The 13976-nt window shown below is 67.2% G+C and carries 13 protein-coding genes; 9 read left to right on the plus strand and 4 right to left on the minus strand.

Translation table 11 applies throughout. The features are described 5' to 3' along the window. Positions 1-255 precede the first annotated feature (255 nt). The 6 genes from AC1ROX_RS03270 to AC1ROX_RS03295 all read left to right on the plus strand — a co-directional run bounded on the left by AC1ROX_RS03270 (position 256) and on the right by AC1ROX_RS03295 (position 7801). Complete coding sequence (locus tag AC1ROX_RS03270) at positions 256-720, plus strand: rhodanese-like domain-containing protein (RefSeq protein WP_493122320.1); 465 nt, start codon at positions 256-258, stop codon at positions 718-720. 71 nt (positions 721-791) lie between these two features. After that, a complete protein-coding gene (gene dnaA / locus AC1ROX_RS03275; protein ID WP_493122322.1) occupies positions 792-2204 on the plus strand; it encodes a chromosomal replication initiator protein DnaA in 1413 nt (470 codons plus the stop codon). Positions 2205-2413: 209 nt separating this feature from the next. Next, positions 2414-3532 carry a DNA polymerase III subunit beta gene (gene dnaN, locus AC1ROX_RS03280; protein ID WP_493122324.1) on the plus strand — a complete coding sequence of 373 codons (1119 nt, stop codon included), beginning with the start codon at positions 2414-2416 and terminating at the stop codon, positions 3530-3532. Positions 3533-3542: 10 nt separating this feature from the next. Next, complete coding sequence (gene recF / locus AC1ROX_RS03285) at positions 3543-4748, plus strand: DNA replication/repair protein RecF (protein ID WP_493122326.1); 1206 nt, start codon at positions 3543-3545, stop codon at positions 4746-4748. A gap of 22 nt (positions 4749-4770) precedes the next feature. Continuing rightward, complete coding sequence (gyrB, locus tag AC1ROX_RS03290) at positions 4771-7212, plus strand: DNA topoisomerase (ATP-hydrolyzing) subunit B (protein WP_493122328.1); 2442 nt, start codon at positions 4771-4773, stop codon at positions 7210-7212. Then, complete coding sequence (locus tag AC1ROX_RS03295; RefSeq protein ID WP_493122330.1) at positions 7205-7801, plus strand: hypothetical protein; 597 nt, start codon at positions 7205-7207, stop codon at positions 7799-7801. The genes gyrB and AC1ROX_RS03295 overlap by 8 nt, the downstream gene beginning before the upstream one ends. Before the next feature lie 17 nt (positions 7802-7818). Here the strand turns inward: AC1ROX_RS03295 and AC1ROX_RS03300 are convergent, their stop codons facing one another. Continuing rightward, positions 7819-8745 carry a DMT family transporter gene (locus tag AC1ROX_RS03300; RefSeq protein ID WP_493122332.1) on the minus strand — a complete coding sequence of 309 codons (927 nt, stop codon included), beginning with the start codon at positions 8743-8745 and terminating at the stop codon, positions 7819-7821. Positions 8746-8827: 82 nt separating this feature from the next. Here AC1ROX_RS03300 and AC1ROX_RS03305 point away from each other — a divergent pair, with 82 nt between their 5' ends. The 3 genes from AC1ROX_RS03305 (at position 8828) to AC1ROX_RS03315 (ending at position 10639) form a co-directional block, all read left to right on the plus strand. Beyond that, positions 8828-9418, plus strand: a complete 591-nt coding sequence (locus tag AC1ROX_RS03305; RefSeq protein ID WP_493122333.1) for a TetR/AcrR family transcriptional regulator — start codon at positions 8828-8830, stop codon at positions 9416-9418. Between the two features lie 43 nt (positions 9419-9461). Further along, on the plus strand, positions 9462-9926 hold the full coding sequence (locus AC1ROX_RS03310) for a glycine/sarcosine/betaine reductase selenoprotein B family protein (RefSeq protein ID WP_493122335.1): 465 nt from the start codon (positions 9462-9464) through the stop codon (positions 9924-9926). Positions 9927-10276: 350 nt separating this feature from the next. Then, complete coding sequence (locus tag AC1ROX_RS03315) at positions 10277-10639, plus strand: hypothetical protein (protein WP_493122337.1); 363 nt, start codon at positions 10277-10279, stop codon at positions 10637-10639. On the opposite strand, the gene AC1ROX_RS03320 is transcribed toward AC1ROX_RS03315, so the two are convergent. The 3 genes from AC1ROX_RS03320 to AC1ROX_RS03330 are packed head-to-tail and all read right to left on the minus strand — an operon-like array spanning position 10636 to position 13850. Further along, positions 10636-11031 (minus strand): PaaI family thioesterase, encoded by a 396-nt coding sequence (locus AC1ROX_RS03320; protein WP_493122338.1) that lies wholly within the window; start codon positions 11029-11031, stop codon positions 10636-10638. The genes AC1ROX_RS03315 and AC1ROX_RS03320 overlap by 4 nt on opposite strands. A gap of 39 nt (positions 11032-11070) precedes the next feature. Next, positions 11071-13395 (minus strand): xanthine dehydrogenase family protein molybdopterin-binding subunit, encoded by a 2325-nt coding sequence (locus AC1ROX_RS03325; RefSeq protein ID WP_493122340.1) that lies wholly within the window; start codon positions 13393-13395, stop codon positions 11071-11073. 2 nt (positions 13396-13397) lie between these two features. After that, positions 13398-13850, minus strand: a complete 453-nt coding sequence (locus AC1ROX_RS03330; RefSeq protein WP_493122342.1) for a (2Fe-2S)-binding protein — start codon at positions 13848-13850, stop codon at positions 13398-13400. Positions 13851-13976: the final 126 nt, after the last annotated feature.

The raw sequence follows: 13976 nt of genomic DNA on the forward strand, positions 1-13976 counted from the left end.
TCGTCACATCGCGACGGGGCGTGGGGCGCTTGGATCGCGGGCCAGATGGAGAAGAGGGGATTCCTCTCCATCGAAACGACGAACGAGGGAGACAGGTACACAACTTCGCAAGTTCGACGATCGATAAAAAGATGAAGCGTCCCACATAAGCGACGCTCGCTGAAAATCTCTCGTTTCCTCTTGCCGTGTTGTGTGTCGCCCAAGGTCGCTGGCTCGCCAGACAACGCCTCGCTTCGACGAATGAAAGCGGGGGCCATGTCGAAAGACAACAAGATCGCTGACACGTTCGAGGTGTCTCCCGCTGCCGGTTATGCCGGCGACGTGACTCCGACGGTAGCCTGGAAGATTCTCGGCGAACTGAAGGACGCGATCCTGATCGACGTGCGCACGCGCGCCGAGTGGAACTATGTGGGCGTGCCCGACCTTGCCGGCCTGGACAAGAAGCCGGGCCTGGTCGAATGGCAGGTCTTCCCGAGCATGCAGGTCAATCCGGAATTCGTCGACGCCCTGTCGAAGGCGCTGACGGACAAGGCGGTCCCGCTGCTCTTTTTGTGTCGAAGCGGGGTGAGGTCGGTCGCGGCGGCGAAAGCCATGTCCGCGGCCGGATACAGTAAGTGTTTCAATGTAGCAGACGGCTTTGAAGGGCCTCTCGATGCGCACGGCAAGCGCGGCGCGACGAGGGGGTGGAAGGCAGTGGGGCTTCCGTGGAGACAAACGTGAACCGAATTCAATCGCCGATCCAAGGCAATAACAACACAGTATTTGAAAACAACGATATGGCGGGGGCACATATGGATGAAGGGGCGGGCCGAAAGGAGCTCGAAGCGCATTGGGTGCGCGTCTGCGATCGGCTTCGCAAGGAGATTGGGGACAAGGCCTTCAAGACATGGTTCGGCGAGGTCGAGCTGGGTGAGCTGAAGGCCGGCAAGCTGCGCCTCTACGCGCCGACGCGCTTCGTGCGCGACTGGGTCGGCCGTCACTATGGCGACCGCGTGCTCGCCTACTGGCAGTCGGTCAACGGCGAGGTGAAGAACGTCGAGGTGAATCTCGTGCCGCCGCCGGCGCCGCGTCGCCCGAACGAGATCATCGCGATGCCGCCGCTACCCTCGTCGCAGAACAACCACCAGCCGCCGATGCCCCGCATGGGACCGTCGATCGGCCGTGGCGCCGACGAGCTCTCGCAGTCGCCCGAGGCGCGCTACACCTTCGCCAACTTCGTGGTCGGCAAGCCCAACGAATTCGCCTATGCGGCGGCGCGCAACATCTCCGAGCAGGACATGCCGCTGCCCGAGCGCAACCCGCTCTACATTTTCGGCGGCGTCGGCCTCGGCAAGACCCATCTCATGCACGCGATCTGGCACGTCATCCGCGAGCGTGACCCGAAGACCCGCGTTCTCTACCTGACGGCCGAGAGCTTCGTGAACCGCTTCATCCAGGCGCTGCGCACCAAGAACACCGGCCAGTTCAAGGAGCTGTTCCGCAACGTCGACGTGCTGATGGTCGACGACGTCCAGTTCATCTGCGGCAAGGAAGCGAGCCAGGACGAGTTCTTCTTCACGTTCAATTCGCTGGTCGAGCAGAACAAGCAGATCATCCTGTCGTCGGAGAAGCCGCCGAGCGAGTTGCAGGACATCGAGGAGCGCATGCGCTCGCGCCTGGGCAGCGGCCTCGTCGCCGACATCCATTCCTCGACCTACGAGCTGCGCCTGTCGATCCTGCAGACCAAGGCCGAGAATGCCCGCGTGCCGGTGCCGGTCAACGTGCTCGAGTTCCTCGCGCACAAGATCAGCACCAACATCCGCGAGCTCGAGGGCGCCCTGAACCGCGTCGTCGCGCACGGCCAGCTGATCGGCCGCGAGATCACCGTCGAGATGGCGCAGGACGTGCTGCACGACCTGCTGCGCCAGGCCGACCGCAAGGTCACGGTCGACGAGATCCAGCAGCGGGTGGCCGCCCACTACAACATCAAGCTGGCCGAGATGAGCTCGCCCCGGCGCGCCCGCTCCGTCGCCCGGCCGCGCCAGGTGGCGATGTATCTCGCCAAGCAGCTCACGACGCTCAGCCTGCCCCAGATCGGCAAGCGTTTCGGCAACCGCGACCACACCACGGTCATGCACGCCGTGCGCAAAATCGAGGAACTCAAGGTTTCCGACCTGTCGATTGCCGAAGACGTCGAACTGCTCAAGCGCCAGTTGCAGGGCTGACAAATCCCTCACATCAATTGTGAAACAGGCCCCGACCGGGGCCTGTTTTGCTTTGCGCCAAGGCCCCTAAACGCTTCTAGGAACAGCGAAATCGCTTCCCGCGGACGGGGCCCGTGATATACTTTCCAACCGTTCCTCTGGGCCTTTCCGTGGCCGCTGGAACGGGCCTAGAAATTAACCAATCTGGCCCTGACTACGGCGACCAAAACATGAAATTGACGATCGAACGGGCGGCCCTCCTGAAGGCCTTGGCCCATGTCCAGAGTGTCGTCGAGCGTCGGAATACCATCCCGATCCTGTCAAATGTGCTGATCACCGCCCAGAAAGGCCGGCTGAGCCTCGCCGCGACCGACATGGACCTCGCCATCACCGAATCGGTGGAAGCCAGCGCCTCCAAGACCGGCTCGACCACGGCGCCGGCCCATACGCTCTACGAGATCGTCCGCAAGCTGCCCGACGGCGCCCAGGTCGAACTGGAAGCCGCCGCCGACAACAGCAGCCTGGTCATCCGGGCCGGCCGCTCGCGCTTCACCCTGCAGTGCCTGCCGCCGGCCGACTTCCCGGCCATGACCGAGGGCGACCTGCCGCACCGGTTCCAGCTGCCGGCGACCGACCTCAAGGGCATCATCGACCGCACCCGGTTCGCGATCTCCAACGAGGAGACCCGCTACTACCTGAACGGCATCTACTTCCATGCCGCGACCGCGGGCGGCACCCAGGTGCTGCGCGGCGTGGCGACCGACGGCCATCGCCTGGCCCGGGTCGAGGTGCCGCTGCCCAAGGGCGCCGGCGAGATCCCGGGCGTGATCGTGCCGCGCAAGACCGTGGGCGAGGTCCGCAAGCTGCTCGACGAGGGCGACGGGTCGGTCGATGTCGAACTCAGCGACACCCGCATCCGCTTCTCCAGCGGCAGCGTCACCCTGGTCAGCAAGCTGATCGACGGCACCTTCCCGGACTACGAGCGGGTCATCCCGACCGGCAACGACAAGGTCTTGAACGTGCCGTGCAAGGAATTCGCGCACGCCGTCGATCGCGTCTCGACCATCTCCACGGAGAAGTCGCGGGCCATCAAGCTGGCGGTCGCCAAGGGCATCGTCACCCTCTCGGCCACCAGCCCCGACGCCGGCAGCGCCACCGAGGAAATCGAGGTCGAATACAAGGATACGGCCCTCGAGATCGGCTTCAACTCGCGCTACCTGCTGGACATCACCGAGCAGATCGCGGGCAGCGAGGCGCGCTTCCTGATGGCCGATGCCGGCTCGCCCACCCTGGTGCGTGACGGTGCCGACGAGAGCGCGCTCTACGTGCTCATGCCGATGCGGGTATGACCGCACGGGTATGACCGCACAGGCCATCAGCGCCCTCGTCTACTCTTCCGACGCCGTATCGGGCGCTGCGCCGGCACTCCTCGCCGTGCGCCAGCTTCGCCTGACCGACTTCCGCAACTACCGCCAGCTCCGCCTCGAGTGCGGTTATGAGCCGGTTGTGCTGGTCGGCGCCAACGGCGCGGGCAAGACCAACCTGCTGGAGGCGCTCTCCTTCCTGGCGCCCGGCCGCGGCCTGCGCCGCGCCAGGCTCGACGATGTCTGCCGCCGCGCGCGCGGTGACGAGCCCTCGGCCGCCGGCTGGGCGGTCGCCGCGACGCTCGACACGCCGGAGGGCCGGGTCGCCATCGGCACCGGCCTGGAAGCCGGCCGCAGCGAGGGCAGCCTGGCGCGCCGCGCCGTGCGCATCGATGGAAGGCCGATGCAGAGCCAGACCGCGCTCGGCCAGCATGTCGCGGCCGTATGGCTGACGCCGCAGCTCGACCGGCTGTTCCTCGACGGCGCGACCGAGCGCCGACGCTTCCTCGACCGTCTGGTGACGGCGCTGCATCCCCAGCATGCCGGCGATGTCGCAGCCTACGAGAATGCGCAGCGCCAGCGCAGCCGCCTCCTCGGCGAAGGCAACCGCGACCCGCACTGGTTCACGGCGCTGGAAGACACGATGGTCCGCCACGGCGTGGCGCTGGCCGCGGCGCGTGCCGACACGGTGCAGCGCCTCGACGCGGCGGCGCGGCTGGGCGTCGGCCCCTTCCCGCGCGCCTCGCTCGCCATGGCGGGCGAAGTCGATGGCTGGATCGCCACGATGGCCGCGATCGACGTCGAGGACCGCCTGCGCGGCGAGCTGGCCGCCAGCCGCTTGCGCGACGCCGAGGCCGGCACCACTTCCTGTGGGCCGCATCGCAGCGACCTCGCGGTGCGCCATCTCGATATCGATCTGCCGGCGGCCGAGGGGTCGACCGGCCAGCAGAAGGCGGTGCTCGTCTCGATCGCGCTCGCGCATGCCAGGCTGGTGGCGCTGTCGCGCGGCCGGCCGCCCTTGCTGCTGCTCGACGAAATCGCGGCCCATCTCGACGAGGAGCGCCGGCGGGCGCTGTTCGACGAGGTGGTGGCGCTGGGCGTCCAGAGCTGGATGACCGGCACCGATGCCGAACTCTTTGCGCCGCTCCGCGGCCGCGCGCAGATCCTGCGTGTTGCTGACGGCTCGATCGCGGCGGTCTGAACTCTTTTCGAAAGCCAGGATCATGAGCGACAATGACGTGACGCCGGGCGCCGAGGATTACGGCGCCGATTCCATCAAGGTGCTGCGCGGCCTCGAGGCCGTCCGCAAGCGCCCGGGCATGTATATCGGCGACACCGACGACGGCACCGGCCTGCACCACATGGTCTACGAGATCGTCGACAATGCGATCGACGAGGCGCTGGCGGGCTATTGCGACCAGGTCGACGTCGTCCTGCACGGCGACGGCTCGGCCACGGTGCGCGACAATGGCCGCGGCGTGCCGACCGACATCCACAAGGAAGAGGGCATCTCGGCCGCCAACGTGATCTTCACGCAGCTCCATGCCGGCGGGAAGTTCGACCAGAATTCCTACAAGGTGTCGGGCGGCCTGCACGGTGTCGGCGCGGCCGTGGTGAATGCGCTGTCCGAGCGTCTGGACCTGCGCATCTGGCGCAACGGCAAGGAACACCACCTGGTCTTCCGGCACGGCGAGCCGGAAGGCGACTTGCAGATCGTGGGCGACGCCCCCGATGGCAAGCATGGCACTGAGGTGACCTTCCTGCCCTCGACCGGCACCTTCACCAAGACCGAGTTCGACTTCGCCACACTCGAGCACCGGCTGCGCGAACTCGCCTTCCTGAACTCCGGCGTGAGGGTCGTTCTGACCGACGATCGCGGCGCCGAGCAGAAGGTTTCCGAGCTGTACTACGAGGGCGGCGTCGAGGCCTTCGCCAAGTATCTCGACCGCAACAAGTCGGTGCTGCACGACCCGCCAGTGTCGATCCGCGGCGAGAAGGACGGCATCTCGGTCGAAGTCGCGATGCAGTGGAACGACAGCTATCACGAGACGATGCTGTGCTTCACCAACAACATCCCGCAGCGTGACGGCGGCACCCATCTGGCAGGCTTCCGCGGCGCGCTGACGCGCACGCTGAACAAATATGCCGACGAGAGCGGCATCTCCAAGAAGGAGAAGGTCGGCCTCACCGGCGACGACATGCGCGAGGGCCTGACCTGCGTGCTGTCGGTCAAGGTGCCCGATCCGAAGTTCTCCTCGCAGACCAAGGACAAGCTGGTCTCCTCGGAAGTGCGCCCCGTGGTCGAATCGGTAGTCGGCGACAAGCTCGGCCAGTGGTTCGAGGAGCATCCGGCCGAAACCAGGAAGATCCTGACCAAGGTGGTCGAGGCGGCCGCGGCGCGCGAAGCCGCGCGCAAGGCGCGCGAACTCACCCGCCGCAAGGGCGCGCTCGACGTCTCCTCACTGCCCGGCAAACTCGCCGACTGCCAAGAGCGCGATCCGGCGCTCTCCGAACTGTTCATCGTCGAGGGCGATTCGGCCGGCGGCTCGGCCAAGCAGGGCCGCAACCGAGCCAACCAGGCGATCCTGCCGTTGCGCGGCAAGATCCTGAATGTCGAGCGCGCACGCTTCGACAAGATGCTGGGCTCGGCGGAAATCGGCACGCTGATCACGGCGCTCGGCACCGGCATCGGCCACGACGACTTCAACCTCGACAAGCTGCGCTACCACAAGATCATCATCATGACGGACGCCGACGTCGACGGCTCCCACATCCGCACCTTGTTGATGACGTTCTTCTATCGCCAGATGCGCGACCTGATCGATCGCGGCTATCTCTACATCGCCCAGCCGCCGCTGTTCAAAGCGGCCAAGGGCAAGTCGGCGATCTACCTGAAAGACGAGCGCGCGCTCGACGACCACCTGATCCAGACCGGCCTCGAAGGCGCGACGCTGGCGCTCGGCAGCGGCAGCGTGCTGGCCAAGGACGACCTGCGCAACACGGTGGACATCGCCCGCTCCGTCACCAACCTCGTGAAGCCGCTGGCGCTGTCGCGTCGCGTCACCAGCCAGGCGGTCATCGAACAGGCCGCCATCGCGGGCGCCCTCAAGCCCGACGTATTGGGCGATCCTGAGCTTGCCAAGCAGGCGGCCGACTATATCGCGCGACGGCTGGACGTGGTGAACCCGCCGCTCGAGCGCGGCTGGACCGGCGAGCCGATCGCCGACGGCGGTCTTGCTTTCACGCGACGCCTGCGCGGCGTCACCGAACGCCATGTCATCGACGGTCCGCTCACGCGCAGCGCCGAAGCGCGCAAGCTCGACGCGCTGGCCGACGAGCTGCAGGCCGTCTACCAGAAGCCCGGCATCTTCGCGGTCAAGGACAAGGAGACCCGGATCTCCTCGCCCACCGAGCTGTTCGCCGCCGTCCTGGAGGCCGGTCGCAAGGGTGTCGCAATCCAGCGCTACAAGGGGCTGGGCGAGATGAATCCCGACCAGCTCTGGGAGACGACGCTCGACCCCGAGGCGCGCACTTTGCTGCAGGTCAGGATCAACCATGCCGACGAGGCCGACGAGATCTTCTCGACCCTGATGGGCGACGTGGTCGAGCCGCGCCGCGACTTCATCCAGGAAAACGCACTGAAGGTGGCGAACCTCGATGTCTAGAATCGGAAAGGCCCTGCTCGCCGCCATGCTGCTCGCGGCGGCGAATGCAGCCCCTGCGGCGGCGCAGACCCAGTCGTCGACGCCCACGACCAACGCCGGCACCAAGCTCAACTTTCCGGCCACCCTCGGCGGCGCCACCTTCGAGCGCGTGATCAACTATGCCGCCCCGCCGGCCAACGCTCCGGGCCAGGGCATGGCCTACTACTATTCGACGCCCAAGAAGCTGTCGATCAACGTGCAGGTGTTCGATCTCGGCCGCCGCGTGCCGGCCGGCAGCGACAATCCGACGGTGATCGGCCAGTTCAACGTCGAGGTCGGCTCGGCCGAGCAGCAGTTCAAGTATGCCGGCTATACCAGCTTCCAGAAGCCCTCGGTGCCCTCGACCTGCACCTACGGCGCGGTGACCTTCCGCTGCATCACCTACAGCGCCCTCAACCAGGTCAACGCGCGGGTTTCCAGCAAGCTGTTGCTGACCGGCTTCCGCGACCATTTCATCAAGATCAGGGTCGACTGGTCGCAGTCGCACCAGCAGACGGCCGCCGATGCCGACGCCGCGCTGCAGGCCTTCGTGCCCGCCCTGATGCGCTGAGCGTCAATAAGCAGAGATCACCGCAGGCCGAGCCGCCGGAACAGGCCGACGGTCGTCATCAGCCCCAGCGTGACCAGGCAGAGCCCGGCGATCTGCAGCGCGCCGGGTATTTCGCCGACGATCGGGATGCCGACCAGCACCGACAAAGCCGGCACGATCGCCGGAAACAGCACAGCCCGACTGACACCGAGGAAGATCACCGCCTGGCTGTAGGCCACCATGGTGATGGCGCCCTGCAGGCCGCCCTGCACCAGCCCCTGGAAGGCCAGCATGCCGAGCGGCAATGCTTGCAGGTGCGCGACGCCCATCACCGCCAGATAGAGCGGCGTCGTCAGGACGAAGGACAGCACGGCCACGACGGCGGTCGCCTGCAGCGCCGGCAGGCGCCAATGCCGCAGCAACAGGGTGAAGCCCGCCCACAGCACGCTCGACGCGAAGAAGAGAAGATCGCCCAGCCAGGCGCGCTCGCCCGACGGCTGGGTGAGCCCATCCCAGCCGATCAGGAAGATGCCCGCCAGCACGATGGCGGCGCCGATCAGGTGATTGCGGCTCAATCGTTCGCGCAGGAAGAGTGCGGCGCCGACGGTGCTGACGATGGTGACGGTCGAGGGCGCGATGACCGCGCCATGGGCAAGCGGCGCGAAACCGTAGCCGCCTGTCTGCAGGAGCGCGAAAGGCGCGCCGCCCAGTACGGTGAGGATCAGCGATCGCCGCAAGCCGATCCCGGCGAAGCCGCGCACGCCGTAGCGCAGCAGCAGGGGAAACATGATCGCGCCGGCCACGATGTAGCGGGCAAAGATCATGTCGACGGCACCCAGCCCGTCCAGGATGCCGGCGCGCGCCGAGGCGAATGACAGCGACGCGCCCAGCGCCATGATCGAGCCGGAGAGAAAGCCCCAGCGCTCCCGCGCGGTCCGTGCAGCATCCGTCGTGGAATCGGTCATGTCTCGCCGCTAGCACGGAGCGGGCCATACACCCATGAATTTTAGTGCGAACGCTCCAAAATCGTGGTTTTCATGTCGAGCCATGGCCCGCCTGAAAGAATTCAACGAAGACAGCGCGATCGACACCGCCGTCGAGTGCTTCTGGAGTCGCGGCTACGAAGCGACATCGGTGCGCGATCTCGCGCGCGAGATGGGGATAGGCGGGGCCAGCCTCTACAACGCCTTTGGCGGCAAGCGCGCCCTGTTCGAGCGCTCCCTCGAACGCTACGCCAACCGGTCGACGCGCGAGCGCATCGCCCGCCTCGAAGCAAGCCACAAGCCGCGCGAAGCCATCCGCGCCTTCCTCGCGGAAGTGATCGAGCGCTCGCTGAAGGACCCCGACCGCAAGGGCTGCCTGCTGGTGAATTCCGCCCTCGATGTGGCGCCGCACGATGCCGAGCTCGGCCGCGTGGTCACGGGTTACCTTGAGGAGATTCGCGCCTTCTTCCGGCGCAATGTCGAGGCGGCGAACGAAGCCGGCGAGACGCCGCACGGCACCGATGCCGATGCCCTGTCGATCCACCTGCTGGGCGTGCTGATGGGCATGCGCGTGCTGGCGCGCACCGGCGCACGGCGGCGAACGCTGGAAGCCGTCGTGAAACCGGCTCTCGACCTGCTGGAAACACCGCAGTGATCGATCGGGACCGACCAGAAATTTCCTCGAGGAGTTCGTCGCCATGGTGAAGCGGCTCAGCGATATGCCGGAAGTCGAAGCCAGCCATCTCCGGCGCATCGACTGTCCGACTTACAAGGACACGCCCGCCCTCGCCGGCAAGCCGCTCGCCGAACGCCGCGTTGTATTGATCTCGACGGCCGGGCTTCACAAGCGTGGCGACCGGCCGTTCCGTCCGGGCGACGGCAGCTACCGCGTCATTCCCGCCGAGACGCCGGCGCGCGACCTGGTGATGAGCCACATCTCGGTGAACTTCGACCGCACCGGCTTCCAGCAGGACCACAACGTCGCCTTTCCGATCGACCGGCTGCGCGAGCTGGTGGCCGACGGCACCGTGGGCTCGATGGCGTCGGTCCATTACTCCTTCATGGGCGCCTTCCCGCCCGAGGCGGCCGAGCCGCACGCCCAGCATCTCGCCGGCCTGCTGAAGCAGGATGGCGTCGACGCGGCCCTGCTCGTCCCTGTTTGACCCGCCTGTACGCGCGCCGTGGGCGCGCTGGGCCACTTCCTCGAGCGCCAGGGCATTCCGACCGCCGGCATCAGTCTGGTGCGCGAGCATACCGAGACCATCCGCCCGCCCCGCGCCCTCTGGGTGACGTTCGAGCTGGGTCGGCCGCTCGGCATGCCCGACGACCCCGACTTCCAGCGCCGCGTCCTGCGCGCCACCGCCGAACTGCTGGAGCGTACCGACGGGCCGCTGATTGCCGACTATCCGGAAGAGGTCGCCGAAGAAGCCGATTTCACCGGCTGGGCCTGCCCCATCAACCTGGCACCCCAGGCCACGGACACGCTGGCCGCGGAGATCGATCGTCTGGCGACATGGCACGACCAGGCCGTGGCGAAGACCGGCCGTACGACGACGGCGTCTCCGGCCTCGACATGCCCGCCGCAGGCGCATTGCTCTCGACGGCGCTGGCCGGCGACCTGCCGCCTGCCCAGGCCCTCAAGGAAGCGATCGACGATCTGCGAGCTTACTATCTCGAAGCGGCCTCGGCCTTTCCCGATCCCGGCACGTCGAAGAAGCGCAAGGCGTGGCTGTGGGACGAGACGCTGTTCGGCAAGGCGCTGCTCGCGCTGCAGCCGAAGCTCGCCGCCAGCGCCGATCCGCAGCACAGGATCCTGGCGAATCTCACGTTGATTCCGGCGACCGAACGCCACCGGCTGGCGAAGGCCCAGCCTTAGAGAACCATCTGCGTCTGCGTCACGACCGCCACCAGCTTGCCTTCGGCGGTGGTGATGCGCGTGGTCCAGACCATGGTGCGGCGGCCGCGATGGATCGGCGTGGTCTCGCCGATCACCGTGGTGCCGACCGGCGCGGGCCCGACGAAGTTGGTCTTGCTCTCGATCGTCGTCGTGCCCTTGCCCTCGGGGAGGTTGAGCACGGTGGCGGCGGCGCCCAGCGTGTCGGCGAAGGCCATGACCGCGCCGCCGTGCAGGATGGCGGGCCGCGTGCAGAGCTCGGGGCGGACGACCATCTCGGCCTTCACCCCGGTCTCGCTCGCTTCCGTGAACTTCAGCCCCAGAACCTCGGCAAAAGGCAGCTTGATGTCGTTCAGGTGCTGAAGTCTGTCCACGTCTCTTCTCCAATCATCGATGCAATCTATCTCGCGCCATCACGTCTTCGGCGCGAGCTGGTTCCTGATGGGCAGGCTGCGGATGCGCCTGCCGCAGGCGGCGTGGATCGCGTTGGCGAGCGCCGGGGCGACAGGCGGGACGCCGGGTTCGCCGACGCCGCCCATTGGTTTGTCGAAGCCTGTCGTGTTGACGAGGTGGGTGCGGATCTCGGCCGGCGAGGCGTCGATGCGCGTGAGCTCGTAGCCGTCGAAGTTGGTCTGCTCCGGCCGGCCGTTCTTGAAGCTGATCTCGCCCACGGTGGCGAGACTGACGCCCTGCACGACGGCACCCTCGAGCTGCGAGCGCACGCGGTCGGGACTGACCACGGCGCCGCAATCGAAGGCGATGTCGACTCGCGGGATGGTGAGCTCGCCCTTGGCGCCGACCGCGACCTCGACCACGACCGCGGTATAGCTGACGAAGCTCCTGTGCGCGGCGATGCCGAGGCCATGCCCCGCCGGCAGGGTGCGTCCCCAGCCCGCTTCCCTGGCCGCCGTCTCGATAACGCGGCGCAGCCGGCCGGTGTCGAACGGATAGAGCTTGGGATCCTCGCCGTAGAGCCACTTGTCGGACAGGGCGGCGGCATCGATCAGGCGGTCGGGTCCGATCAGCTCCAGCAGGTAGTCCTTCGGATCGCGCTTGAGCGTCGTCGCCATCTCGGCCGCGAAGCTCTGGATGGCGAAGGCGTGCGGGATGTTGGAAACTGACCGGAACCAGCCGATGCGCGTATGCGCCTTAGCCTCCGGGTTCTCGACCCGCAGGTTCGGAATGGCAAAGGGCGTGTCGACGGCGCCCATCGCCAGCTCGAAGGGGGCCTCGTGGCCAGGATCGGGCGCGAAGGTCGAGAAGATGGTCGGCGCCACGGTACGGTGCAACCAGGCGACCGGCTTGCCCGCCGCATCCACCCCCGCCTCGATCCGTTCGACCGAGACGGTGTGGAAGAAGCTGTGCTGCAGGTCGTCCTCGCGGGTGAAGGTGAGCTTCACCGGCCTTCCCTCCATCGCCTTGGAAAGGATCGCGGCCTCGCTCGCGAAGTCGGGCTTGGACTTGCGGCCGAAGCCGCCGCCCAGCAGCAGCGGATGGACCACCACCTTGTCGAGCGGCAGGCCGAAGCGCTTGGCGAGATCGGTGCGCACGGCCTCGGGCGCCTGCACGCTGGTCCAGACCTCGGCGCGATCGGCGAGGACGCGCGCGGTCGCGGTCGGCGGCTCCATCGGCGCCTGGGCGAGATGCGGCACGTAGTATGTCGCCTCCATGCGCTGTGCCGCACCCTTCAGGGCCGCATCGACATCGCCGTCGTTGCGCACGACCAGGCCGGGTTTGGCGGCCGCCTCTTCCAGGGTCTGGCGATAGGCCACCGAGTCGTAGCCGGCGTTGGGCCCGTCATCCCACTCGATCTTGAGGGCCGAGCGGCCCTTGATGGCGGCGAAAGTGTTCTCCGCCACCACGGCGATGCCACCCAGCGGCTGGAAGACCGAGGGGATCGACGGGCTGTCGATCGGCACGACCTTGAGGACACCCGGCACCTTCAGGGTCTCGGCCGCGTCGAACGACTTCACCTTGCCGCCGAAGACCGGCGGACGGGCGATCACGGCATAGGCCAGGCCGTCAGGGCGGGCGTCGATGCCGTAGAGGGCACGGCCGGTGGTGATGTCGAAATTGTCGACCAGCCCGGTATCGGACTTGCCGATGTAGCGATAGCGGTCGGGCGCCTTGAAGACGAGCATCTGGCGAGCGGGCACCGGCCGGGCCGCCGCCCCCTTGGCGAGCGCGCCGAAGCCGAGACGCCGGCCGCTGGCGGCGTGGACGACCTCGTGGTTGGCGGCCTTCACCTCGGCCACCGGCACGTTCCAGCGGGCGGCCGCCTCCTGCTCGAGCATCAGCCGCGCGGCGGCGGAAATGCGGCGCAGCGGATCGAAGTGATGCCGCATGCTGCGCGAGCCATCGGTGTTCTGGTTGCCATAGCGCGCCTCGTCGCCAGGCGCCTGCTGGACCTTGAGGCGCGCAATATCGGCCTCGAGTTCGTCGGCCACGACCATTGCCCAGCCGGTGCGAATGCCCTGGCCCATCTCGGCGCGGTTGCAGAGCAACGTGACCGTGCCGTCGTCGGCGATCGACAGGAAGACGCGCGGATCGTCCTTGAGGCCGCCTTCCATGGCGTCGCCGCCATACTTCTTCTCCTGGGCAAGGGCAGGCGAGGAGAGGCGCGTGGCGATCACGAAAGTGCCGGCGACGAGGCCCAGCAAGGCGGCGCGGCGGCGGAGGTTGATCACGGTGTTGCGTGATTGGGGAAGAACGGTGGAGGAGATGAACTGGTCGGGCATGATCAGGTCCTCCCGGCAGCGCGCCTGACGGCGGCGCGAATGCGCGGATAGGCACCGCAGCGGCAGAGGTTGCCGCTCATGGCGCCGTCGATCTCGGCGTCGGTGGGCTTGGGCGTGTCCTTCAGGAGAGACACGGCCTGCATGATCTGGCCGGTCTGGCAGTAGCCGCATTGCGCGACATTGAGCTCGCGCCAGGCGACCTGGACCGGATGCAGGCCGTCGGGCGACAGGCCCTCGATGGTGACGATGGCGGCGCCTTCGACGTCGCCGACGCGGGTCTGGCAGGAGCGCGCCGCGGTACCATCGACATGGATGGTGCAGGCGCCGCACAGCGCCTGGCCGCAGCCGAACTTGGTGCCGGTGAGTGCCGCAACATCGCGCAGATACCAAAGAAGAGGCATCTCGGGATCGCCGTCGAACTTGTGGGGTTTGCCGTTTACGGTGAACGTGCTCATGGGTGTCCTCTTCGTTGGAGGTTGCCTAGGTCGCGCACTTCATTTGGCCGTATGCAGGACCGTAGCATGGCGCCCGCCGGCTGCGGAACCGACGGGCGTCTTCACGAGATCGTCAATCCTTGAGGC

Source organism: Reyranella sp. GW821-FHT14A01 (assembly GCF_058803965.1).